Source organism: Paenibacillus roseus (assembly GCF_016424485.1).
Classification (GTDB): domain Bacteria; phylum Bacillota; class Bacilli; order Paenibacillales; family Paenibacillaceae; genus Paenibacillus_D; species Paenibacillus_D roseus.
Genome location: NZ_JAELUP010000003.1, coordinates 124,469 through 150,080, shown reverse-complemented (window position 1 = coordinate 150,080; position 25,612 = coordinate 124,469). Strand labels below are relative to the sequence as shown.

17 protein-coding genes are annotated in these 25,612 nt (G+C 52.7%); 10 read left to right on the top strand and 7 right to left on the bottom strand.

Annotation, left to right across the window (positions count from 1 at the left end; translation table 11 throughout):
• Window positions 1-15 precede the first annotated feature (15 nt).
• From JFN88_RS01485 to JFN88_RS01460, 6 genes are all read right to left on the bottom strand, one after another.
• Window positions 16-8,847, bottom strand: coding sequence for a non-ribosomal peptide synthetase (locus tag JFN88_RS01485; protein WP_199017519.1), 8,832 nt, complete (start codon window positions 8,845-8,847; stop codon window positions 16-18).
• A 49-nt stretch (window positions 8,848-8,896) separates the two neighbouring features.
• On the bottom strand, window positions 8,897-9,883 hold the full coding sequence (locus JFN88_RS01480) for a TauD/TfdA family dioxygenase (RefSeq protein ID WP_199017518.1): 987 nt from the start codon (window positions 9,881-9,883) through the stop codon (window positions 8,897-8,899).
• Entirely contained in the window at window positions 9,883-11,892 is a 2,010-nt protein-coding gene (locus tag JFN88_RS01475; RefSeq protein WP_199017517.1) for a carbamoyltransferase family protein, read from the bottom strand. The genes JFN88_RS01480 and JFN88_RS01475 overlap by 1 nt, the downstream gene beginning before the upstream one ends.
• Before the next feature lie 23 nt (window positions 11,893-11,915).
• Window positions 11,916-13,940, bottom strand: a complete 2,025-nt coding sequence (locus JFN88_RS01470; RefSeq protein ID WP_199017516.1) for a carbamoyltransferase N-terminal domain-containing protein — start codon at window positions 13,938-13,940, stop codon at window positions 11,916-11,918.
• 147 nt (window positions 13,941-14,087) lie between these two features.
• On the bottom strand, window positions 14,088-14,276 hold the full coding sequence (locus JFN88_RS01465; RefSeq protein WP_199017515.1) for a hypothetical protein: 189 nt from the start codon (window positions 14,274-14,276) through the stop codon (window positions 14,088-14,090).
• Between the two features lie 32 nt (window positions 14,277-14,308).
• Complete coding sequence (locus JFN88_RS01460; protein ID WP_199017514.1) at window positions 14,309-15,271, bottom strand: hypothetical protein; 963 nt, start codon at window positions 15,269-15,271, stop codon at window positions 14,309-14,311.
• Window positions 15,272-15,772: 501 nt separating this feature from the next.
• Between JFN88_RS01460 and asnB the strand changes: the two genes are divergently transcribed.
• Window positions 15,773-17,713 carry an asparagine synthase (glutamine-hydrolyzing) gene (gene asnB, locus JFN88_RS01455; RefSeq protein WP_199017513.1) on the top strand — a complete coding sequence of 647 codons (1,941 nt, stop codon included), beginning with the start codon at window positions 15,773-15,775 and terminating at the stop codon, window positions 17,711-17,713.
• 104 nt (window positions 17,714-17,817) lie between these two features.
• Here the strand turns inward: asnB and JFN88_RS01450 are convergent, their stop codons facing one another.
• Window positions 17,818-18,162 carry an S-Ena type endospore appendage gene (locus JFN88_RS01450; protein WP_199017512.1) on the bottom strand — a complete coding sequence of 115 codons (345 nt, stop codon included), beginning with the start codon at window positions 18,160-18,162 and terminating at the stop codon, window positions 17,818-17,820.
• A 405-nt stretch (window positions 18,163-18,567) separates the two neighbouring features.
• On the opposite strand from JFN88_RS01450, the gene JFN88_RS01445 reads away from it, so the two are divergent.
• The 9 genes from JFN88_RS01445 (at window position 18,568) to JFN88_RS01405 (ending at window position 25,598) form a co-directional block, all read left to right on the top strand.
• Window positions 18,568-18,924: an S-Ena type endospore appendage gene (locus JFN88_RS01445; protein ID WP_199017511.1), complete on the top strand. Its 357-nt coding sequence runs from the start codon at window positions 18,568-18,570 to the stop codon at window positions 18,922-18,924.
• Between the two features lie 63 nt (window positions 18,925-18,987).
• A complete protein-coding gene (locus JFN88_RS01440; protein WP_199017510.1) occupies window positions 18,988-19,266 on the top strand; it encodes a hypothetical protein in 279 nt (92 codons plus the stop codon).
• Window positions 19,256-19,570: a hypothetical protein gene (locus JFN88_RS01435; protein WP_199017509.1), complete on the top strand. Its 315-nt coding sequence runs from the start codon at window positions 19,256-19,258 to the stop codon at window positions 19,568-19,570. Before JFN88_RS01440 ends, JFN88_RS01435 begins: the two co-directional genes overlap by 11 nt.
• Entirely contained in the window at window positions 19,563-21,503 is a 1,941-nt protein-coding gene (locus JFN88_RS01430) for a motility associated factor glycosyltransferase family protein (protein ID WP_199017508.1), read from the top strand. Before JFN88_RS01435 ends, JFN88_RS01430 begins: the two co-directional genes overlap by 8 nt.
• A 120-nt stretch (window positions 21,504-21,623) precedes the next feature.
• Window positions 21,624-21,974, top strand: a complete 351-nt coding sequence (locus tag JFN88_RS01425; protein WP_199017507.1) for an S-Ena type endospore appendage — start codon at window positions 21,624-21,626, stop codon at window positions 21,972-21,974.
• A 78-nt stretch (window positions 21,975-22,052) separates the two neighbouring features.
• Window positions 22,053-23,102 (top strand): nucleotidyltransferase family protein, encoded by a 1,050-nt coding sequence (locus JFN88_RS01420; RefSeq protein ID WP_199017506.1) that lies wholly within the window; start codon window positions 22,053-22,055, stop codon window positions 23,100-23,102.
• Window positions 23,099-24,043: a Gfo/Idh/MocA family protein gene (locus JFN88_RS01415; RefSeq protein WP_199017505.1), complete on the top strand. Its 945-nt coding sequence runs from the start codon at window positions 23,099-23,101 to the stop codon at window positions 24,041-24,043. The genes JFN88_RS01420 and JFN88_RS01415 overlap by 4 nt, the downstream gene beginning before the upstream one ends.
• The gene (locus JFN88_RS01410; RefSeq protein WP_199017504.1) at window positions 24,040-24,744 is read left to right on the top strand and encodes an acylneuraminate cytidylyltransferase family protein; all 705 of its coding nucleotides are present in this window, start codon (window positions 24,040-24,042) and stop codon (window positions 24,742-24,744) included. Before JFN88_RS01415 ends, JFN88_RS01410 begins: the two co-directional genes overlap by 4 nt.
• The gene (locus tag JFN88_RS01405; protein WP_199017503.1) at window positions 24,741-25,598 is read left to right on the top strand and encodes an SDR family NAD(P)-dependent oxidoreductase; all 858 of its coding nucleotides are present in this window, start codon (window positions 24,741-24,743) and stop codon (window positions 25,596-25,598) included. The genes JFN88_RS01410 and JFN88_RS01405 overlap by 4 nt, the downstream gene beginning before the upstream one ends.
• The last annotated feature ends 14 nt before the right edge of the window (window positions 25,599-25,612 follow it).

The window sequence follows — 25,612 nt, the reverse complement described above, 5'->3', positions numbered from 1 at the left end:
AGCCGACAGCTGGATTCAATCCGTTTCAACCTGTATTTCGACGCGGCTGCTCAAGTAGTTGGCCATTTCCCGAATTGTATTGTACCTGAATACGATCAGATCCTCCGAGGAAATATTCTGTTGCTCCAGCTCTACCTCCAGCAGCACAGCCTGTATCGATGTGCCGCCAGCCTCAAAGAAGTTATCGGTTACCCCGATCGGCGAAATGCCGAGTACACTCTGCCACACCAGCACCAATGTCTTTTCCAATTCGGTCTCCGGCGCTTCATACTCCTTCCTTTGCTCCACAGCAAGCCCTATCTGCAGCAGGCTCTGTTTATCCGCTTTGCCGTTCACGGTGAGGGGGATTGAATCTACAAGTACGAATTGATCCGGAATTATGAACTCCGGCAGATGCAGGGACAAGATCGTTTTAATAGTCGCCGTATCCCGTTCCATATCCGCCACAATATAAGCAATCAGTCGTTCATCCTTCGACAGGACAACAGCCTCTTCAATAAAATGAATATTGCATAAGACTGTTTCAATCTCGGCCGGCTCAATCCGGTATCCCCGTATCTTGATCTGGTCATCTGCGCGTCCCATATATTCCAGGAATCCGTCAGCACGCCAACGAGCAAGATCGCCTGTCTTGTAGAGCCGGTCATTCGGAATGAACGGATTGGGAATGAAGCTCTCCCCGTTCAAATCATCCCTGCCAACATAGCCGCGGGCAACGCCAACGCCGCCGATATACAGCTCTCCAGTGACGCCAATCGGCTGCGGTTTGCCGTCCCGCAAAACATAGACCGTCGTATTATCGATAGGACGTCCGATTGGTACAGCCGGGCCCGCTGTCTCCCGCAGACAATCATAGAATGTGGAGTCGATGGTTGTCTCCGTAGGACCGAACAAATTCACAAGCTTCGCGGGCAGTTCTTCCATATAAGTATAAAACTTCTCCGCATAATACGGCTTGAGAACTTCTCCGCTGGAGAATACATAGTTCAGCGATGACAAGCGTTCAATCTGGGTATGCACATTCGCATATTCCAGGAAGGCATTCAGCATGGACGGCACAAAATGAATAATTGACACCTGATAAGTCTCCACAGCTTCGATAATGGCTTTCGGCTCGCGTTCGCGTCCCGGCTCCAGAAATACAAGCCTGGCGCCTTGAATTAGTCCCCAGAGCAACTCCCAAATCGAGACATCGAATGTGAACGGTGTCTTCTGGAGCAGTGTGTCGCCCCGGCCGATCGGGTAAGCCTTCTGCATCCAATGAAACCGGTTGACAAGTGAGCGGTGTTCAATTGCGACCCCTTTTGGAAGCCCGGTTGTCCCTGAAGTATATAGAATATAGCACAGCTCATGCGGATCAGCCATATTCACGATTCTCTCCGGCTCTTCGGCTTCAACAGCATCATCTCCCAACTGATCCATTAGCAAAATGCGCTCCGTATCACCGCTTCCAAGTCCATAATGCGAATGGGTCAGCATCTGGCTGCACTCGCTGTTCTCCAGGATGAAATCGATGCGCTTCTTGGGAAAATGAGGATCGACAGGCACATAAACAGCACCGGCCTTGAGAATGCCAAGCAGCCCGATAATCAGATCCTTCGATCGCTCAACAGCCAGAGCCACCTTGTCGCCTGGACGGACTCCTCTTGCTGCAAGCCTGCCTGCCAGCTTCTCCGACTGCCTGATCAGCTGCTGGTAGGTCAACTCTCCGTCCGGCGCAATGACCGCAGTGGAGTCCGCAAACATCCAGGCCTGTTCATCAATCAGGCTGACCACCGTGTCTTCCTCAGGGAACTTGGCCGCAGTCTCATTGAACTTGTGGACAATCAGCCCGCGCTCATCCTCAAGCAGCATGTCAATCTCATGTATGGTTCTCTCCGGCTCTTCGGTCACAAGACGCAGCAGCCGGATAAAATGATCGGCCATGCGCTGAATCGTATCATGCTTGAATAAATCTGCACAGTATTCCAGGCTCCAAAACAATTGATCATCTTCACGGAGCGTAACAACGAGCGTCAAATCAAATTTGGCGACCCGATGCTGGAATCCGCCGTAAGGCAGCAAGCGGACACCGGGGCCAAGCTCCTTGACCAACTCTCCCGTACCGTGATTATGCAAGACGAACATCGTATCAAATAGCGGATTTCGGCTGACATCGCGCCTTGTTTTGAGGCGGTCTACCAACTCCTCAAAAGCATAATCCTGATGCTCGTAGGCTTTCAATGCATTGCTCTTCACTTCGTTCATGAATGCCGAGAAAGTCGTTTCTCCCCGGGGCTTGTTGCGCAGGGCAAGCGTATTGATAAAGGCGCCGATCAATCGCTCCGTATCTGCATGATTCCGTCCGGCAATTGTGGTTCCGACTACAATATCATCCTGGCTCGTATACTTGAACAGCAGCACATTATAGACGGCTAGCAAAATCATATACAGAGTCATGCCGCTTTCCCTGCTTATTTTGAACAACTGTTCTGTCACCGGCTTGGGAATCTCAAAATCGACCCGCCCCCCTCTGAAGCTTTGAATTGACGGGCGGTTGTAGTCTGTCGGAAGATTAAGCATCGGTGTTCCCCCGGAGAAAACGTCCAACCAGTATTTTTCATGCTCTTGCTTGCGTTCGGCTCCTTCAGCTGATGTCTGCCAGACAGAAAAATCCTTGTATTGAATGCGCAGCGGAGCAAACCGCTTGCCCGCATAAAGCGCCATAAGCTCTTCAAGGAATATTTCGACAGATACACCATCCGTAATGATATGGTGCATATCCAGGAAAATCAGATGCCGGTCCTCGCCAAGCTTCACCAGTTCAACGCGCAGCAGAGGAGCCGTACTCAGATCGAATGGCCGGACAAACGCCTTGATCTGCTCATCAATCTCATCTTCGCTCTGCTCGGAATAAGGAATGTCCAACCTCACATTCTCATGAACCCGCTGTACCAGTTCGCCGTCAATCCAGCCAAATGAGGTCCGCAATGTCTCGTGCCGATTTACCAGCTCCTGCACCGCCCGCTTCAAGCGCTCCACGTCCAGCGCGCCGCGTATCAGCATTACATCTGGCACATTGTAAGTGACCTCGGCAAGATGGTTCAATACGTAGAGCCGCTTTTGCGAATAGGAAGCCGGATAGTACGCTCTTTTCCCGGCTGGTTTAATCCATTGATAGGCGCTATCGCTGCTGACTCCCGAACTTGTCTCAAGCTTGGTTTCTGCTTGAGCCTCTCCTGTTTTTACACTTGCCCCCAAGTAAGCAGCCAGTCCCTGGATCGTTGGCGTATCGAACAGCGTTTGCAGCGGAACTGTAATGCCGAATTCCTTCTGCACCTTGGACAAAAGCATGATCGCCTTCAGCGAATGGCCGCCCAGACTGAAGAAGCTGTCATGGCGTCCGATTCGCTCACTTAGCAGCACCTGCTGCCACAGCTCTGCAAGCCGAATTTCCACCTCGCCTACCGGGTCCTCATGCGCATTATTGACTGCCCATTTCTCGTCCTCCAAAAGTGCCCGCCGGTCAGTCTTTCCGTTCGGGGTCACCGGCAGACGGTCCAGAAGCACAAGATGGGCCGGCACCATATAGGCTGGCAGCCTTCCCTGCAAATAATGCCGAAGTTCCTCCTGCCTTGCTCTTTCCTCCACTGCAATATACGCCCACAGTTCAATGCCGGATTCGCTATCCGGCTTCGCCATCACAGCCGCTTCGCGAACAGCCTCATGCTCTGTCAGACATGCCACGATTTCTCCGATCTCGATGCGGTACCCACGCACCTTCACCTGCTCATCGCTCCGCCCCAGATAAATCAGACTGCCGTCTGCGAGACGCCTTGCGATATCTCCCGTTCGGTACATCCGTCCTTCCGGTGTGAAGGGCTCCTTCAGAAACCGCTCGGCTGTCCGTTCCTCCTGCTCCCAGTATCCGCGCGCTACACCATCACCGGCGATGTACAGTTCACCCGCGGCACCGCTTGGCACAGGCTGCAGAAGCTCATCCAGCACATAAATGCGCACGTTATCTGCCGGCCGGCCAATCGGAACGGAACTGGATACGTCCAGAACTGGATCAAAAGCATGAATCATGCAGCCGACAACCGTCTCTGTGGGGCCGTACTCATTGTAGATCGTGATCTGCCCGTCAAAGTGGTCGAGCACCTGTCTGGCAACTGCCGTCTCCAGCGCTTCTCCGCCAACAATCAGCGTCCGCAGGCGCTGCGGCACACAATCCGCCAGCAACAGCAGGCGCAAATGGGTCGGCGTCAGCTTAAGCACATCCACCTGATCTTCCGCCAGCAGCTGCGGCATAAGCTGTCCCTTGTCCTCGCCCGCGTAGACAACGATGCGGCCGCCTGTAAGCAGCGGGACATAGATTGACGTCACCGTGAGGTCAAAGGCAAGCGAAGAATAAAGCGCAAAGCTGCTTGGCTGGTTGCCGGTGTATTGCTTTCGCGCCCACCACAAATAATTGACCGCTCCGCGGTGTTCGACCATGACCCCCTTCGGCTGCCCGGTGGAGCCGGAGGTGTAAATCAGATACATCAGGTGATGAGGCTGAACATTCAACCCAGGATTGCTCTCGTCCCCTTCTGTCATCGCCTGATCAATGGCAAACCAGACGCTTGTCTCTGGAACCCGTGAAGCCAAAGACTCTTGCGTAAGCAGCGCCTTCATCTTGCTGTCAGCCGCAATGTACCTGATGCGATCGGCCGGATACGAGGGGTCAAGCGGCACATATGCGGCTCCGGCCTTCAATACGCCCAGCAGCGCTGCTACCGCCTCCAGGGAATGTTCAGCCATAACGCCAATCCGGTCCTCTGACTGTACGCCCTTGGCGATCAGGAAACGCGCCACCTTATTGGCCTTTGCATTCAGTTCGGCGTATGTCCACGTGCCTTTATTGCCAGATACAATTGCTGGTTCATCCGGGGTCTTCATGACCTGCTCCTCGAATAACTGATGCACAGATGTCTGCGGATATGCGGTCCCAGTCGCATTAAATAATATTAGCGACTCATGTCGCTCTTCCTCTGTCAGCAGGCTGATCTCACCAATTCGCTGATGCGGCTGCAGAGCAATACTGGTCAAGAGCCGGACGAAATTGGCGATCATCCGCTGCACCGTCTCTTGACGGAACAGGTCGATCCGGTACTCTATGCTCCACAGCATCTTCTGATTCTCAAGCAGGGTAGCAACGAGTGTCAGATCGACCTTCGCAGGCTCATGCCGGATATCGTCAAATTCGCGGATTACCGTCTCTTTCCCAAGGGTAAGCAGCGATGTGCCTCCGCCTTGATTATGCAGGACAAACATCGTATCAAACAGCGGATTGCGGCTAATATCTCGCGGAATTTTCAGCCTATCCACCAGTTCGTCAAACGCAAAATCCTGATGGTCAAACGCGCTTAAGGCATGCCGCTTCACTTCGTCCACAAATGCCGAAAATGACTTCCCGCTGCTTGGCTGGATGCGCAGCGCCAATGTGTTGATAAAGACGCCGATCAAATGTTCGGTGTCCGCATGATTGCGCCCTGCACTGGTTGTACCGATCACAACATCCTCCTGGCCTGCATACTTTCCTAGCAGGACGCCAAAGGCTGCCAGCAAGATCATATACATGGTTGTGCCCGTTTCGGCATTGAACCTTTGCAAAGCAGTGACGACATCATCAGGCACATCGAACGTCACCGTTCGTCCGGCAAAGCTCTGTACGGATGGACGAGGATAATCGGTCGGCAAATTCAGTGGCGGGACCCCCTCGTTGTACAAATCGGCCCAATAAGCCTCATGCCCCATAGTCGATAACATCTGCCCCCGCTGCCATACTGCGAAGTCCTTATACTGAATGCGCAACGGCTGCAATTCCGTACCTTCGTATAGCGCTGACAGTTCCTTCATCAAAATACCGACGGAAACACCATCCGTTATACTATGGTGCATATCAAACAGCAGGATATGCCGTTCAGCACCGGTACGGATCAGTTCCAAACGCCATAAGGGCGCCAACTGAAGATCGAAGGGCCGGATAAAACCAGCCAGCCTGGAGCCAATCTCGTCTTCTCCGGCATCGGAGCAAGGAATGGTCAGCACAGTATCGTCATGAACACGCTGAACCAGGCCGCCCTCGACCCACCCAAATGAGGTACGCAATGTTTCATGCCGCTGAATCAGCCTGTTCGCCGCCTGCTGCAGCCGCTCAGTATCAAGCGGACCTTCAATAGTCATCGCATGAGGCACATTGTAGGTTACTTCTGCCCCTTTTAACGCACTCAAGGCATACATCCGTTTTTGTACGTAAGAAGCGGGGTAATGGAGACGCTTCTCTATCGGTTCGATCGGCGAGTATATTTTGTAGAATACCTGATGCGCCGAAACTTCTGCTTTTTGTTCTTCCTCTGTCCCGCCTGCAGACAGGAAAGCTGCCAATCCTTTAATCGTTGGTCTATCAAACAGCGTTTGCAGCGGTACCGTCATGCCGAATTCCTTTTGCACCTTGGACAATAGCAGGATGGCCTTTAGTGAATGACCGCCCAAATCAAAAAAGCTGTCGCCACCCCCGATCTGCTCACGCCCCAGTACCTGCCGCCACATTTCTGCAAGCCGAATCTCCAGTTCTCCTGCCGGCTCCTCATGCGCCTGCACGATTGTCTGTGTATCGTCCTCAAGCAGCGCTCGGCGGTCTGTCTTCCCGTTCGGAGTCACCGGCAGACGGTCCAAGAGCACAAGATGGGACGGCACCATGTACGAAGGGAGCTTTTCCTGCAAATAATGCCGAAGCGCTTCATGCTCCGCCTGTTCATCCGCCGCGATGTACGCCCACAGTGCAAGACCTGATTCGCCGTCCGGCTTCGCCACCACTGCGGCTTCACGCACTGCTTCATGATCTGCCAGACATGCTTCAATTTCCCCAGTCTCGATGCGGTAGCCCCGCACCTTGACCTGCTCATCGCTACGGCCCAGATAGATCAGACTTCCATCACCTAAGCGTCTGGCAATATCACCCGTCCGGTACATCCGCCCCTCTGGTGTGAACGGTTCCTCCAGGAAGCGCTCGGCTGTCCGTTCCTCCTGTCCCCAATACCCGCGCGCTACTCCATCTCCAGCAACATACAGCTCACCAGGCGATCCGCCCGGCACAGGCTGCAGACGCTCATCCAGCACATAAACCCGCACATTATCCGCCGGTCTGCCAATGGGTACCGAACTGTACAGGTCACGAGCCGGATCAAAAGCGTGGATCATGCAGCCGACGACCGTCTCCGTCGGGCCGTACTCGTTATAGATCGTGACCTGCCCTTCAAAGTGGTCGTGAACCTGTCTGGCGAGCGCACTGTCCAATGCTTCTCCGCCGACGATCAGCGTCCGCAGGCGCTGCGGCACATGACCCGCCAAAAGCAGCAAACGAAGATGGGTCGGCGTCAGCTTAAGCACATCTACCTGGTCCTCCGCCAGCAGTTGCGGCATCAATTGTCCCTTGTCCTCGCCTGCGTAGACAATGATCCGACCGCCTGTGAGCAGCGGCACATAGATCGAAGTCACCGTCAGGTCAAAGGCAAGCGACGAATACAGCGCAAAACTGCGCGGTTGATTCCCTGTATACTGCTTGCAGGCCCACCACACATAGTTCACTGCCCCGCTATGCTCGACCATAACACCCTTGGGTTGTCCGGTGGAGCCGGAAGTATAAATCAGGTACATCAGATGATGAGGCTGGACATTCAACTGCGGATTGCTTTCATTTACTTCCGTCATCGTCTCGGTGATCGTGAACCAGGCAGTCGTCTCCGGGACACGATCGGCGAGCTCCTCCTGCGTAAGCAGCAGCTTCATCTTGCTGTCAGCCGCAATATAACGAATACGTTCGGCAGGATAAGAAGGGTCCAGCGGCACATAGGCAGCTCCCGCCTTCAGTACGCCCAGCAGTGCCGCGACAGCCTCCAGAGAATGCCCGGCCATGACGCCAATCCGGTGCTCTGCCTGTATACCCGTGGCAATCAGGAAGTGCGCCACCCGGTTGGCTCTGGCATTGAGCTCTGAGTATGTCCATACGCCTTCGCTGCCGGATACCGCTTGCTCATCCGGTGTTTGCAGCACCTGTTCCTCAAACAGTTGATGTATGGGCTGTAGCGGATATTGGGCCGCTGTTGCATTAAATACGCGAAGGAGTTCATGCCGCTCCTCCTCTGTCAGCAGATCGACGTCATCCAGACGGATATTAAGGTCCTTCATGACTTGCTGACAGAACCGGACAAACTGCGCCGCCAGACGGACAATCGTCTCCGGGGCATAGACATGGATATTGTAATGGAGCTGCAGCTCCATTGTTTCATCCTGCCGTCTGGCAAAAACAAAGGAAAGCTGGCTCTGCCATTGGTCCGCCGCGCTGCTCACACCCTCCATCCTGACCAGAAGCGGAAGCGGCTTGCCGCCGCGCGCCCTTGGAAGCAGTGACAGACTTGAAGCTTCCCTGGACAATGTCATCCTGGACATTGTCTTTTTCACATCAGTGGCAACACTAGCGAAGGAGGCCTTCCGGCTGGCCTCCGTCTGTACGGGTAACGGCGCTCCGTCTTCCGCTGTCATATCAGCGGACTGGAACGGCAGCGAGCATACTGTGATCGATTCACTGCCCGTTAAAGTCGTGAAAAATCCCTGTACTGCCCCGAGTAAAATCAAATACAACTCCTGATCAGAAAAATGAGCAGCTCTTTGCAGGTCCTGGACAAGTTTGGCCGGGATATCCTGAACGATTCGTGTCGTCTCAAATCCCGCAGCAGAGGTATAATCGAATGGCCAAACAAACAGCGCCAGCGAAGCGAAGCCCGAAGTCTGCCCCTGACTGGTCTTCAATACTGATTTATACATACATCCGTACACCCCTATTCCTGATTTTCATAGGCTTGTATTGCTGCGCTTAAATTCCGTATTGATTCCAGGGCTCAGCCATCGCTACAACGACCTTGCGTTTGCCGGTGTACGGATTGCGTCCGTGGGCGTTCAGCATATTGTCCAGCAGCAGAATATCACCCTGTTGCCACGGGAATACGAGTGATACTTCATTATAAATGCCGCGAATTTCATCAAGCACAGACTCCTCAATCGGCGATCCGTCTCCATAATAGACATTGCGCGGCAAATGCGCTTCGCCAATCGCGCTTACCATGTATTCTCTGATTTCCGGTTGGAGACTGGAGACATGGAACAGATGCGCCTGATTGAACCAGAGCATCTCCCCGGTTACCGGATGTTTGGCAATAGCCGAGCGGACCGAACGTGTGCGCAGGCGATCGTTACCCAGCCATTCCGCCTCAATCCCTGACCGCAAGCAGTATGCATCCACCTCATCACGGTCATCCGTCTGAAATACCGTCTGCCATGGCAAGTCAATATTGCCGCCAACATTGCGAACGTACATGACTTTCTTCTCCTCAAACTTCTGGCGGATGGCAGGGCTGATCCGATTGTATACCTCCCGGCTGTCGGCAATCGGCGTCTCTCCGCCGGCCAGGGAATTTTGCACGCAATGGAACCAGATTTTGCGCGGCCATGCATGTGTATAGGAATTCTCGTTATGGAGCGGGATAAACTGATCCTCCGGATATTCTGTTGACGTATAGATACGGCCCTGCACCTCACTTCTTGGCGTGGAGCGCTCCTTGTACTCCTCAAGCTGAGGCGTAATCGCCTGGGAGACACTCTCAAAATAAGCGAGTGAAGGGACTTGAAAATCCCGAAATAAAAACCCTCCTGTCGTCGTTAAATGCCGCTGAATCCACTCTTGATGCTCTCTCACCCAATTCAATAAATCTTCACCTTCATGAACCGGACGAATCATGAACTGGCGGTGTCCGGAATCAATGGGATCAATCTTGGCACTCGACAAGGATTGCAGCTCGTTCATCAAATCATAACCTCCATTTTCGCTTCGTAGATTTGTTGTAAAGGCATATGGGCGGCAGGATCAAGATTGACCACACGGCGGGACCACAGTTCCAGCAGTTCTTCTGCCAGAGCCTGCCGCTGCGACTCGTCCGTCCAGCCCTCCTCCTGCATCTGTTCCAGGAATGTGCGCTGCCCGTCAGCTTTGGACAGCAGCGTGAACATATCTAGAGAGATTCCGTATGGATGACGTTCCGAATAGTTCATGCCGATCTCCGCAATGGTAGCCAGTTCGCCCGAGGCTGTGGCTTTGCGCTTGAGATGAAGCTGGACATATTGCGGCAGCAGCGGATACAGATTCAAAAAGTCTGTCTGTGAGTTTTCTCTCTTTTTAACAAGGAAATCCCCCACTACCAGATAATTGAGCTTGGTCGTCAAGTAACAGACAATCGAATCCTTGACTGAATCAACAATCGGCTCGACGTTATTGTTAAATGATGTATTTAGAAGAATAGGAACTCCGGTTTTCTCGCCAAAAGACTGGATCAGCCCCCAATATTTCGGATTGGTTGACCGGGAGACGGTTTGAACACGCGCTGTACCGTCCACATGAGTAACTGCGCCAAGAATTTTGCGTTTGGCTTCCTTTACTTTAACCACAAAAATCATATACGGAAGCTGCTTGGTCTGTCCGGGAATCTCATAGTATTCCTCTGCTGCTTCTTCCAGAACTGATGGTGCGAACGGCCGGTAGCCCTCGCGCATTTTCACCATCGCATTAATGATATGCTTGTTCTCCTCAGGACGAGGGTCTGCGACAATGCTCCGGTTGCCGAGCGCGCGGGGGCCAAACTCCGAACGTCCCTGTACCCAGCCAATAACATGGCCTTCGGACAGCAATTGGGCCGTGCGTTCTACCGTATCCTCACCCATATGCTCCCACTCGACAAAGTCATCCCATGCCTGAACGATCTGACGCACTTCATCACTGCTGCCGATATTTTTGCCCCAGTACAGATGTTCCAGCGGGGCATACGGCTGACCCGGATTTTCTTCGTGGTACGTATGCAGGGCTGCCCCCAGCGCTGCACCGGCATCATGGGCGGCAGGTTGAATGAAAATATCCTTGAATAATCCGGAGTACAGCAGCTTACCGTTCATGGTGCAGTTATGGGCAACCCCTCCAGCCAGACACAAGTAGTCGTGATTCGTTTCTTTTTTGAAATGGGTCACAATATGCAGGATGATATCCTCCAGTGCTTCCTGAAGCGCTGCAGCAATATCCTTATGTTGCTGGGTGAACGGCTCCGCCTTTTTGCGGGGCGGGCATAGCTCGAATAATAGCGGGATATTGATATGCGTACGGTAGTTGCCATTCGGCAACAGACTGTAGAAGGTCTTGAATACCGAACGGTACACGGACGGATCACCATATGGAGCAAGCCCCATCACCTTGTACTCATCAAAGCGCCGATAGCCGAGGAATTGTATAATTCGTTCATAGAAATCCCCTAGCGAATCGTTTCGCGTCAACTCACGAAGCGGCTTCATCGTCCGGTTCTCGGCGGTCAGTATCATGCCTGAAATACCGTCCCCGCTGCCGTCAACGCTAAAGATCAGACTCTTGTCGAACCTGGACATGGCGTATGTGCTGAATGCATGAGCAATATGATGATGAACAAAACGGATTTTCTCCGGCGGAAGCTCATAGCCGAAGGCCAGGCGAATATAGCGCTGAATCCCGGCCCTCGTCCGCTCCAGCTCGAACTTCACCTTGTGAAACGATAAGTAAAATGCGAAATAATCGACTTCCTCGATGCCGACGCCTCCCTGCTCCAGGCAAAAACGGATAGCTTCAATTGGCGCTTTCGGCGAATGCTTGATCCGGTTCAGCCGCTCTTCCTCCATGCCTGCTATAACGACACCATCCCGTATCAGAACAGCTGCGGAATCATGGGAATACGCGAGCGAGGATTCCGAGGCTTGCTCGAATACCAAATCCGGCCCTGCATTAATACCTATAATGTTCATCCCTTGTCCTCCTTGTGTCCGGGTCATCCGGCAGGCAGCAGCAGCAGCCGTTTTGCCCAAAGCTCCATCAAATGATTGCAGCAGTGCGTCACATCTTCTGCTGCAGAAATATCCGATTCCGACAGCAGTTCCATAATCGTCCGCTCACCGTCCGCGTTCATCAGCACACGGTATACCTCCGCAGAGAGCGGAACGGAGAACCCGCGTCTGCAGGTACAAGACAGCTCCATCACTTGCGCCTTCTCGTTCGGCAGCTTATACGTCCATTTCCGATGGACATACGCATACTTCGGCAGCATCGGCTTAAGCCGCAACAGATCGTCAGGGTGGATGCGCTGCTTGCACACAAGCAGTCCACCTACTGCCATATAGTTGAAATCACCAGTTATCATCGAGGCGATTGCGTCATGGGCGGTTTCCGGCAAAGGCTCAAACGGGCTGCGCAGACTAAATTGAGCTACAAACGGAAGTCCAGTCTCCTGTTCAAACTTATCCAGCAACTCCCATAAAGCCGGGTTATCCGATTCCGCTACCGCATGCACCTGAACCGCCGATGCGCCTACGATCCCCGCTTTATGAGAAGGCTGGAGCTCATCCTTCCATTCAAGGGAGTAGTTCCCAAACCTGAATTGCGACGGCTGAATTTCTAAAGGAATGTCAAAATACTGATCAACAGCGCTCTCTTTAATTGAAATACAGACACTCCCTGCTTCATTGCCAGCGCTGCTGCTGTCCGGCGCAATCCTTGGGTCTGACAGCAGACATCGGTTGCCAAGTGAATTCGGGCCAAATTCGGAGCGGCCCTGTACCCAGCCAACCTTCTCCCCTGCCGCAAGCAGACTCGCTGCCTTCTCACTCGCACTGTGCAGATCGGACAGATTGTAATCTTCCGTCTCTCTGCTGATGATCCCGTCCCATAGTTCAATTGCCTCCAGCACATCGGACTCCGGTTCAATCGGGCTTCCCCAGTACAAATGGGTCCATGGACCCGAGCTGCACTTTTTGGTTTCACGCTGGAATACGCTAAGGGCGGCGCCAAGCGCAGCACCGGCATCACTATGTACCGGCTGTACGAACACTTCCTCGAACAAACCGGATTGCAGCAGCTTTCCATTCAGAACCGTATTGGCTGCAAGCTCTCCGGCAAAGCATAACCGCTTCATTCCTGTAACCTGCTGATAGTGGGTAACGATATGAAATACAATCGCCTCGATCATTTCCTGCAAGGAAGCTGCAAGGTCAGATGCACGTCTTGCAAGCTGCTTCGGGCCAGCGTCAATCCCTTCCAGTCTCCATATTTCGTGCAGCGCATTGCTGTCAAGCTTCAGCTTGTAGCCTCCGCCCGGCAGGAGCTCATAGGAAGAGGCAACAAATGGACGGTAGACAGCCGCATTTCCTGCAGCAGCAATCCGGTATAATTGAATTGTATCCGAAATCGGCGGCTCCAGACATTCACCGATATTCCGGCAAAATGTGATCAGCGAGTCAACGTCATGGAACGACTGAAGCGACTCCAGATCCAGACCGCTGCCCTTGGCTACAAGCCCGGAAAACCCGTCCTCCGATTTGTCCAGCGATAGAACGAGAGCGCTTTCAAAACCTGAGCATGCATAGGCGCTCATCGCATGGGCGTATTGATGCTTGACAAAAATAATACTTTTCAAGTCAAAGGAAAAATTAAATGCTTCTTTCAAATAGTTCCGAATCCATTCACGAATCGTTGCATAAATAGCATAGCGATTCGGATTGGCCAAGTAATTGCGCTGGAGAAAGAAGTTATAGAACTTTTCCTCACCGTAGACAACAATCTTGTCAATCTCGCTTAAAGACAGATTCGCTGCCTGCAGACAGCGTTCAATGGCAAGCACCGGACGATAATTCGTACGGGGAATACGGTTCAGACGTTCTTCTTCAACGGCAAACAATACCTCTCCGTCCCGGAGCAGCACGGCCGCCGAATCATTACGAGTGCTTTCCGTCAAATCGAATGCGCCTGCCGTACCTTCCAGAATGCTATCAAACCCTCCGCTTATCCCAATGATGTTCATTATCAAAATAACCTCCAATACGCTTATTGTCCGGCAGCGCATGGCAGGGTGTCCCGGCATCCATCTTGTCCAGGAGCCTGCATGTGACATAGCGGCAGCAACTGGTCTTACCGGCTTACATGCAAATCTGAATTTGTACGCAGCCGTTTAGCTTTCACGGACGGGAACGATCTTTAATATATTGCGAGGGTCTACAATTACATCTCCAATTCGGATTGTAATGGAATTTTTCTCATTGATTCTTCTGTTCAGCTCTTCAGCGTCGTAGTTCTGGATATGGGCAATCACCTTGTTGCCGTCCTGTGTGTATACCTCTACCTTCTCAATAAGTCTCACCCCCTCTCGCGGGACGATAATGGCATGGGCGTTTAATGCAGAACCTGCAGCAACAACTTCTTCTCATCTTCAAACCACTGCCGTACCTGTTCCTGAATTTCAGAAGCTCTGTCCCTCTTATTAGAAATTATAGATTTAAATGTAACATGCCGAAGTGCAAGCAGCCTTTGCTGGAGCTTTTCATACTCAAGGCTGAACTGACGGTTCTTCTCCAGATGCCCTGCCTGCTCCATGTACCGAATAGCAGTCATCAGCAATTTTTTATGATCGCATACAAGCGGGAACACTACTCTGTCAAATGGCTCGCCTGCTCCGAAACAATGAATAGAATGCTGCAAACAGGCGGAAATCGGCTCCAATCCGAATGAAAGCTCAGGGTTTAGCGTATGCAGGTGAAACAGTGTATTTCTGGAATGCGCATAATCACTAATCTGCCCAATAATACGTTCATAGAACAGCTCGTATTGTACATTGGGTTGAAGCTTAAAGAGACGGTTTCCCTTCAACCAGTAGCTCTGCTCGTCAAAATAAGCCCAGCTTGCCCTTAATTCATCAAACGAGGCCGTTGTCAATGAGAAGTTGTCACCCCTGATGAAATCAGCTAGGTGAACCGTTTTGGAGCCTTGGCAATATCCATGAACGAATACCGGGTGCGGCCGGGAGCCGACCGTCTGAAATGCGCTGAGGTGTGAAGTTTCCAGCAGCAGCAAAAGGTAGTAGTCCTGATTAATTGCATTCATTATCAATTCAATAGGGTCTGTACTATAGTTGGCCAGGAAATCACGGTTAATTACTTGAAGGTTAAGGAAGGGACAGCTTAATGGGGGCTCGGGGGTAAAGAAATCGACACCTCCGCCGCTAGTAACAGAAAGCTGCAAATAATTGCTCAACACCCAATTGATACTTTTGTCGTCCTGAGAAATTACAGCTAGCACTGGCGCATGTGTCATGTAAGAGGTAATGATCGGATAATTAACATCCAGAATCTTTTTCATGACATCCCCCATTCTGAACATTTTGTATGATTAAACTAATAATTGGTATTATATCATTTTCTGGTTTTTCCTTTACTATGCTATTTTTGGCTTTTATAGACTTTTCTTGTCCTCATTAAGGGTGAAACACCAGAAGGGATATGCTGGCGCTCGCCGCCGGGAATTGTGAGCTATCGCCGCTTGAATCAAATGGATCACTTAAAAAATAATTGGTATCGCATCATTTTATGGGTATAATTCCTATATGGCATTTTTGAAAAAGCCGAGTTTTTCGCCCCCCCAGAAGCTTTCACACTCTATCCATTTGACTTGTGCTTATTTTCGTTTAATTATTATACATATATCTTTTGTTGACTTTGTTTCCCGGACTGGATAACCGACATTTAACTATGGTTGTTGAGCGTGTGCGCTGCACGGACATATGGTAGTCGTATCATTTCAACATTTCAGGGGATTATAGGAAATAGAAGTTGTCATACCCAAATACTGGAGGCGCACCTTATGTGTGGAATTACAGGAATTATGACCCTTTCGGCAGCAGTGCCGGATAAAACTTTGCTGGAGCGTATGATTGGCGTTATTCGTCATCGCGGACCGGACGATGTCAGCTATTGGAGCGGCCCTCATATGGGACTCGGTTTTTGCAGGCTATCGATTGTCGATCTCGCGGAAGGCAGACAGCCAATCAGTAATGAAGACGGCAGCCTGTGGCTTGTCTTCAACGGCGAAATCTATAATTACCAGTCGCTCCGCGGAAAGCTGCAAGACCGGGGTCATCTGTTCAGCACAGAAAGCGACAGCGAAATTATTGTTCATCTTTATGAAGAATACGGTGAAGGGTGCGTTCATCATCTGCGCGGCATGTTCAGCTTTGCCATCTGGGACAGCAGGAAGCAGATGCTCTTTGCCGCCCGCGATCCGTTCGGGATCAAGCCCTTCTACTACCGTTCGAGCGGAGACAGCTTTATGTTCGCTTCCGAAATCAAGAGCTTGCTGGCGGCAAGCGGACAAGCCGCCTCGGTTAAGCCCGAGAGTTTGCTAAACTTTCTGACCTTCCAATATGTACCGGAGCCAACCACGATGTTCACTGGCATCTCCAAGCTCCAGCCTGGTCATTATCTGATAGCAAGGCCCGGAGAATCCCTGAAGCTAAAAAAATACTGGGAGCCATCCTTCACGCCGGAGGATCGGCCCTTATCCTATTATACAGAGCAGATTGAAGCCCGTCTGGCGGATTCCGTATCCCGGCATCTGACTGGCGATGTCGAAGTCGGCTGTTTCCTCTCAAGCGGTATCGATTCCACGGCAATCGCCGCTCTGCTGCGGCGTCACCGCAACGTTCGTACGTTCTCTGTCGGCTTCGAGGGGCCGCATAACGAGACGACTTTTGCTGCTGAGACTGCCCGGACGCTCGGTACGGAGCATTATGATATGCTCATTAGCGAAGAAGACTATTTTCAGTCAGTGCCCCGTGCGGTCTGGCATCAGGACGAACCCGTCGCCGATCCGTCAGCAATAGCATTGTATCACGTAGCCAAGCTGGCCAGTTCTAAGGTGAAGGTCGTATTATCCGGAGAAGGCGCAGATGAGCTATTCGGAGGCTACGGGATCTATCGTGAGCCCGCCGCGCTGGCTCCCTTCTCCCTGCTCCCCAATTGGGCTCGCCAGTTGTTGAAGAACCTGGCCGTACGTTTGCCTTCGGGAATGAAAGGGCGCAATTATATTCTTCGCGCTTCGACGCCGCTTGAAGAACGCTTTCTTGGCAATGCCAAAATCTTTAGTGAGGATATGAAAGCACAGCTGGTCAAATCATTTGCCGACCTGGAGGAGAACTTCCAGACCCCTCAGCAAATCGCCGGCCGCTATTATGCGCAAACTGTACATCTCGATCCGGTAACACGCATGCAGCATATTGATATGAATCTGTGGCTGCCCGGCAATATTCTGATGAAGGCTGATAAAATGACCATGGCCCATTCCCTCGAGCTCAGAGTTCCTTTTCTCGATCTGGAAGTGTTCGAACTGGCTGCCAAGCTGCCAAGCGCCTTCAAAACGGCTAAGGGCACAACCAAATACGCGCTGCGTCAGGCTCTCTCAGGGGTGGTACCCGAATCTGTTGTGAACCGTCCCAAGCTGGGATTCCCTGTGCCTCTCAGACAATGGCTCGCAGCGGGGCGCGGAGGCCGTGTGCTGGAACAGATTGAAAACGCAGGAATTTCCGACTATGTACATCTGGACCAGGTTGCCGCAATGTATAAGCTGCACCGTGAGGGCAGCGGGGACTACTCCCGCCGACTATGGGCGCTTTATATTTTTGCGCTGTGGCATACAGCCTTTATTAAAGAAGGCCCGTCCGCATCCTTCCAGCCTACACCTGACAGGGAACAAATTGTCCCTGGCTGGTCTCCATCCGTATTGCCGATTGACATCATTCAGACCTAAGCGGTCTTTCGTTACGGTTATTGTTCTCCTCTTCGGCTGGGCAAGCACTCGCTGGCTGCAAAGAGCAATAACCTTTTTTTCATTTTTGTCTTCTACTTTGCAATTCAAGCATTCACTTCAATCGTATTCAGCATTAAGTCCCCCATGGCATTGCCCCCCTGTACCCCCAGAACCCGGATTTGATCAAAACCTGCAATTGTAAAAGCAGTTGTATGCCCTGCCGGAAGCGTAATCGATTCCAAGACAATATTGCGATACGTAAATTGAAGCTGCACAGGTTTGATGGAGCCGGGGCTGGAACTGATCGTGCCTGTAGCGCGGATGATCTCATTCGTCGTATACAGCACCGCCGTTTCAAGGTCGTAGACATACCACGGACATTGCAAACAATGTACCGGTACAGCAGGGTCTTGAGACAAATCTATGCCGAGACACCCCTCTGAAGACATCATCATCCCTCCCCATCTCATTCCAGTATATCAACAGGCCGGGCATTTGAACGCGTATATCCGTCTATTTGTTGGCAAATATAGGCGTTCCCCTCTGACAATTGCCCATTTGTCATCGACTACACGAATGTCAGGGGCATTTAGCCCGCCTGATCAATATCATAGTTAAAGAAGGCGAATTTACAGGAGGCACTGAAGCATGAGAAGCCACTCATCCAGACTCATTCAGGCCAACAAACAAATTACGGTCGTCAAATTGAACTGTCCGAAAGTAACCTGCCGCCGATGCGGTAAAAAAAAAGAACCCCTTCCCGTAAACGCAAACAGAGACCGTTGATCTGCGAAAACCGCTCCAAGGGCGGAAAAAAACGCAAACCGTGGAGCGAACCAGGCGGAATTCCCCGGGTGATCGCCCAGGCGCCCGTGCAGGTTTCCGCCCCTGCCTCTCCTGCAAGCCGTCAATTTACCTGCGATAGTCTAAGCGGAAAAATATTTCAGCTTTGCGACGGTGTTCCTCGCGTATACTTTACGTCCGCGAATAGCTCCTCATCCAGCATTATCCGAATAGCGAATGACACGAAAGGCAGCATGAAGGCGGTCATCGAACTGCAGCGGGGCGACGCTGTTGAAGGTGTTATTGAGCAAGGACAACAGGTGAGCTTTGACGTTCCTTCCATTAGCAGGCTGTCCATTTCAAGCTCTGGTGAAGGCGGGATTTCCAAAGGCAACTATACGATCCGCATTCGCCGTGAAGCGAAATAAGGAGCGGATGGAAGCATATGAACGTGAAGCCATCCCGACAGATTTCCCAAGGAGTTGAACAAGTTGAATACCAAAGACGACAGGCACACCGCATTCTTGTCTGCTAGACAAGAGCTTGCCAAGGCTATAGAACGCTGGTACGTATGGCTCTCCTCCTCCCCTGCCGTATTGTTTCACGCTGCGGATATGGACCTCATGGTCGAGCCGGTTAGCCGCTTCCTTCAATCTGCTGAGTGGATGAGCGAGAGCGCTATAGCCAAGCATGAATGGTTTGTTCAAAAAGGAGCAGAACGATTGCTGAATCGTCTGGAAAAAGGAGACTTCGATATTTATGAGCAATGACGAACGGAATTTTGCGGTATGCATTGCCCAAGGATGCGCCGCCTGGAGATGCGGGGATGACGCTGAAGGGATCGGCTGGTTCCAGAAGGCGGCTTTGCTATGGCTGGATCAGCTAGAGCAGACGGAAGGTGACGGCGGCGAGCTGTTGGAAGCGCAGTACAGACAGTTGGCTTCAGAGGTTCGGCAGACCGTCAGCATGCTTGAGCATGGCGATATCGCGCTTGCCGCCGACAGACTGGAGGCTGGCTTGCTCCCTTTGCTCGGTTATCGCGCTGACGAGGAAAGGATCGAACGCAATGAATAGGCTCGTATTGGAAAACAAGGTTTTGCAGCAAAACCTGGATTATGTGCAGGATGAGCTTAGAGCGCTTCTGGAGCCTTACGTCTCGGGAGAATCGGGCGATCCGCTTGAGGTCGCACATGCCGAGAACGGTTCCCCTGTTGCCAGGCTGGCGACAGAGGGAGGCATCATTCACAGCAATAGTCTGATCCATCCCGAGGCAGAGGCCAGTCGCTGGGCGGAGTCCGTCCAATACTCGGATACGCGGATTAGTCTGGTCTATGGCTCAGGCTTTGGCTATCCGCTGCTGGAGTATGTGAAGCGCAAAAAACCCTACACCCAAACTCTCTTCATTGAGCGAGATATCCGCCTTTTTTATACCATGCTGTGCCATGTGGATATTCGTCCGCTGCTGGAGGATGGAAGCTGTCGTTTTTTAGTAGGCTCTATCCCCCAAATCCAGTCCCAGCTTCAATATGTGATGACGGGCGATTTTCTGCTGCAGAGCAGCAAGCTGACCGCTCACTTCACATGGCTCGCCCACCGCAATGAAAAAGAGCCCTATTTGGAGCTTCATCAATGGTTCATGAATACATTGGAATTGATGATCGCAAGCATCGGAAATTCCATTCACGATACACTGGCAGGCTTGTACAATACGATGGAAAATGCGGAAGCTATTATCAAGGCTCCCCGTCTCGCCTCTCTGCGCGGCGCCTTCAAGGGAAAACCCGCGATTATTGTATCCAACGGTCCTTCTCTTGACCATAATATTGATCATCTTCGGCAGGCTGCGGGCAAGGCCTTGATCATCACGGCTGAATCTGCGCTTCGTCCCTGCTTGGAAAGGGGAATTCTGCCGGATGCGATGAGTGTTACGGAGCGGTCGCCGGATGTGTATCATTATCATTTCGCTAATCAGAAGCTGCCTCCATCTCTGGCCTTGATCGGGCTAACCGTCATCGACCCGCGCATACCGACCTCGACCGAAGGACCCTGGGTGCCGGTATTCCGCCGTCTGGAGAATTCCGCCCGCTGGATTCAGCATGCCATCATGGAGAGCGGCGAGGCACTGAAGGGCGGCTCCTCCTCCGCTCATCTGGCTTTTGAGTTTGCGTTGTGGACTGGTGCGGACCCGATCATATTCATCGGGCAGGATCTGGCGTTCGGGCCGGACAAGGCGACGCACAGCAGACAATCCGTGTATTCCGAGGACCGTCTCCTGGGGCAGGTCCAGGCGTTGCAAAATCAGCCCGCCTACGAAGTACCCGGCGCCAACGGCGGGATGGTGCGAACAACAAAATTATGGCATGAGTTCAAATCCTGGTTTGAACAGCAAATCAGCCTCCATCCCGCGACCCGGTTTATTGATGCTACTGAGGGCGGCGCATATATCAGGGGAACAGAGCTCATGACACTTCAGGAAGCAGCAGCCTCCTTCTGCGTCGAGCCGCTTGAAACTTCGCTTCACGACTACTTGCTGGGCTGCACGCCCTCCGCTTCGGGCGAGGAGTTGTGGCTTGATGACCGGCTGCAGGAGCTGCGGCTGCGCTGTGAAGCACTGCGGCGAAAATTCCTGCTGCTGACGGAACGAGCCGAAGAGGACTTGCGCAGCTGCCGCCTGATCGATAAGGCCTGTTCCCTTCATCAATCATATCCCAACACCGAGATCCCGGCCTATATTGAGGCGCTGATTCGGGCGCAAAGCGATGTCTATCACAATTATACGGACCCGGATGTCAGCACCTATATGCAGCCGCTGCTTTTTGCGTATCAAAAGAAAATCAATGACCTGGGCGAGATCGATTCCATGGAGCTGCTCAGGCAGATGAACAGCTTGAGAAGCTCCATGCTCCAGGCAATCACAGAGAGCTGCTCGCTCATTGCCAGGCAGCTTCGGCAGGCCGGCAACCGTGTCGTGCCGCGCCATGTCACCTCCGGGAGCCAAATGGAATAGACCATTATAAGCATATTTGGGCAGCCAAGGCGTCATCCACCTATACCAATCTGAGCAATCGACCATAAGATATCTTGCAACTTTCTTCTCATTTCTTTCACATCAAGGAGGAAACCTTTAATGAGCTGTTCATCTCCGCAAACCTGCTGTCAGCAACCGATCGTCAGCGTGTGTCTGGCCAACCAGAACTATCTGATTGGAACAGGAACGTCGCTTGGTTCACTGATTTTCGGACCAAACCCGACTCCGGTAGCTGCTTCCGGCGTTCTGGCCAACAACTCATCCAACTCCGCATCCATTACATTCACATTCCGCAGAGGGTCCCGGGTCGTTGCGACAATAACCAATGTCACGCCTGGCCAATCCAGAGCCTTCGCTGTTTCCGGATTTACATCTATCAGTGCGACAGGTACTGTTATCAGCGCTGTAGCGGATTTGTGCATGACCGAATTTTTCAGACCTTCCGTATAACAGCGCAGCGTTTCCCGCCTGAAGCCCTTGTCTTGGGCGGGAGTACATAAGTTGCTTAGCTATCAAGGAGGATCTGCAATGAGAGAATGTGCCAACCTGATGATTGGACCGTATGCGACAATTCGCGAGGCTATTGCAGTTATTGAGAAGGAATCCGCCCAGATTGCCCTGGTTGCCGGTCCTGACTGTCGGCTGCTCGGCACGGTGACTGACGGAGATGTACGGCGCGGCATTCTGGACGGCTTGTCGCTTGAGCAGCCGGTAGAACGTGTTATGAACGCCAAACCCAGTACCATTGTGCGAGGGACGCCATGGAAAACAGCCTATGATTTGATGCTGGGCAAAGGCTTGCGACGGATTCCTGTTCTTTCTCCAGACGGTATAATTGCCGGTATGGAGGCGCTGGAGGATTATCTCAAGCCGCACCCACGGGAAAATTCGATCGTCATTATGGCGGGCGGCCTCGGCAGTCGCCTCGCCCCGCTCACAAAGGACTGCCCCAAGCCGCTGCTGAAAGTGGGCAGCAAGCCGCTACTGGAGACGATTCTGGAATCTCTCATTGCCTATTCCTTTCGCAAATTCTACTTCTCTGTCAATTACAAGGCCGATATGATCGAATCCTACTTCGGCGACGGCAGCCGTTGGGGAGTCCGCATCGAATATCTGCGTGAGGAAGAACCGCTCGGCACGGCCGGCGCCCTCTCCCTCCTTCCCTCGATTCCGGAGCAGCCGCTGATCGTCATTAATGGCGATTTGCTGACGAGTTTGAATTTTGCCCATCTGTTGCACTATCATCAGGAACATGCGGGATTAGCCACCATGTGCATTCGGGAATATGCGTACTCCATTCCATACGGCGTAGTCGATACGGATCAGCACCGCTTTCTCGGCATCCGGGAAAAGCCGGTCCACCGCACATTTGTAAATGCCGGTATTTACGTCCTCGAACCGCGCATTCTCGCCGCTATCCCCCGTTCCACCTATACCGATATGACGGCGCTGTTCGAGCAACTGGCGGCACATGACGAGAAATTGGCTGTATTTCCCGTACAGGAGTATTGGCTCGATATCGGGAAAATGGACGATTACGAGCGCGCCAACCGGGAGTATGGCGAGGTATTCCCGTGAGCGTGCTCGTTGTCGGCTACGGTTCCATCGGCCGTCGACACGTACGGCTGCTTCAAGAAGAAAAGCATGAAGCGGCGGTCGTAAGCAAGCATGGTGCGGTTGAAGCCAAGGCGGCCGGTGCGCGGACATATGACTCCCTGGAGGAAGCACTCGAGTATGAATCGCCTCGTCTGGTCATTATTGCCAACCGGACCTGTGAGCATGAGGGGACGCTATCGGCGCTGCTTGCATCCGGCTATACAGGGAACGTGCTGGTCGAGAAACCGCTGTTTCAACGTATGCCCGAGGCCTCTATGACGCGACAGCTGATGTCGATGGGTGACAGGCTATCTGTGTTCATCGCTTATAACTTGAGATTTCATCCTGTGCTGTCCCGCCTGAAGGAGCTGATCGGTACAAATCAGGTACTGTCTGTGCACGTGTACGCCGGCCAGTATCTCCCTGATTGGCGGTCCGGCGATTATCGCAAGCGCTACTCGGCCAGGCGCTCAGAGGGCGGCGGCGTGCTTCGGGATTTGAGCCATGAGCTGGATTATACGGAATGGCTGTTCGGCGCGTGGCAGCGAGTGGCCGCTGTGGGAGGCCGCTATAGTAATCTGGAGCTGGACAGCGATGATCTGTTCGCCCTGCTGCTAGTCACAGAGCGCTGCCCTGTCGTGACCATTCAGCTCAATTACGTGGACCGTACAGCCCAGCGCCAGTTAATTGTCAATACGATGGATAGCACCTATACAGCAGATTTGATCCGGGGGACGCTTGCTTACGGTGACAAGCGGGAGATCTTCGCCATTTTGCCGGACGATACCTACCGGACGCAGCTCAAAACGCTGACAGGCGGCTATTCAGACAAACTGTGTACGGTAGAAGAGGCGCTTAGTGTTGTGGCGCTTGTTGAAGCTGCCGAGAAGGCAGCACTGCTTGGGAGGTGGATTACGCGATGAAACGATTATGTACCCTATGCGCGCGGGGCGGCTCCAAGGGAGTTCCGGGGAAAAACATTCGCCCTCTGCTTGGCAAGCCGCTTCTGGCCCATAGCTTGCTGCAAGCGCAAACGTCCGGCTTGTTCGATACCATAGCGGTAAGCAGTGATTCGGAGGAAATTTTGCAAACGGCTTTGAAGTACGGCGCGAATTTGTTGATCACAAGGCCCCCCGATCTGGCAGGTGATGAAGCGGCGAAAATTCCCGCCATCGCCCACTGCGCCGAGGAAGCTGAACGGCTGACGGGCATCAAGTATGATACGGTCACCGACCTGGATGCGACCTCTCCCCTGCGGACCATAGCGGATATTGCCGGGGCGGTTCATCTGCTGGAAACTTCAGAGGCGTGCAATGTCATTACTGGCCATTCTTCCCGTCGTTCTCCCTATTTCAACATCGTCGAGCATCAGCCGGACGGGAGCGTCAAGCTGGTCAAAACTGCGGAGACCCCTATAGTGCGACGTCAGGATGCTCCCCGAACCTATGATATGAATGCATCCGTCTATGTCTGGCGCCGGGTATGGCTGCGGGCGGATTATCCGCTCTTTACCAAGCGGACGCTCCTGTATGTGATGGATGCGGCGAATTCGGCGGACATTGATTCGGAGCTTGATTTTCTGCTTGTAGAGGAGCTTATGAGGCGCAGGGGGGCGGATTCATGACGAGACATGGTGAATATAATAATGAGCTTGGTCAGGACAGCTTCTCGAAGCTGTTTGACCTGAGCGGGAAAACAGCCATTGTGACAGGCGGCCTTGGTATTCTGGGTCGGAGATTTGGCGCAGCATTGGCCGCGCATGGCGCTCAGGTTGCAATTGCAGATTTGGATGAGGATGAAGCGGACGGCTTTGCGCGGGAGCTGGAGCAAAATTACGGTCCTGTCTGTATCGGAGTCGGCTGTGACGTGTCTGACCCCGACTCCGTGGCTCGCATGACGGACAAGGTCGCAGAAGAACTCGGCGGAATCGATATTTTGCTTAATAATGCGGCCTCCAAGTCGGACGATCTGGAACAGTTTTTTTCCCCATTCGAGACCTACTCGCTAGCACAGTGGAAGAAGGTGATGTCCGTCAATGTGGACGGCATGTTTCTAGCGGCGCAGGCAGTCGGGAACCGGATGCTGAAGCAAAATCGCGGCGGGTCGATGATTCAAATGTCCTCCATTTATGGACTTCTCGGGCCGGATGAACGTATTTATGAAGGCTCCCGTTATCTCGGAACCGCGATCAATACTCCGGCAGTCTATTCTGCTTCCAAGGCGGCGGTCGTTGGGCTGACCAACCATTTAGCAGCCCGCTGGGCCCCATTCGGCATTCGGGTCAACACGCTTACCCCCGGCGGTGTTGAGAGCGGCCAGAACAGCCAGTTTGTGGAGCGGTACAGCGCCCGTGTGCCGCTTGGCCGGATGGGGCAGCCGGATGAGCTGGCGGGAGCAGCCATTTATTTGGCCTCCGACGCCTCCAGCTATGTGACCGGGCATAACCTGTATGTGGATGGCGGCCTGCACGCCTGGTAAGCAAGGAGCTTGTT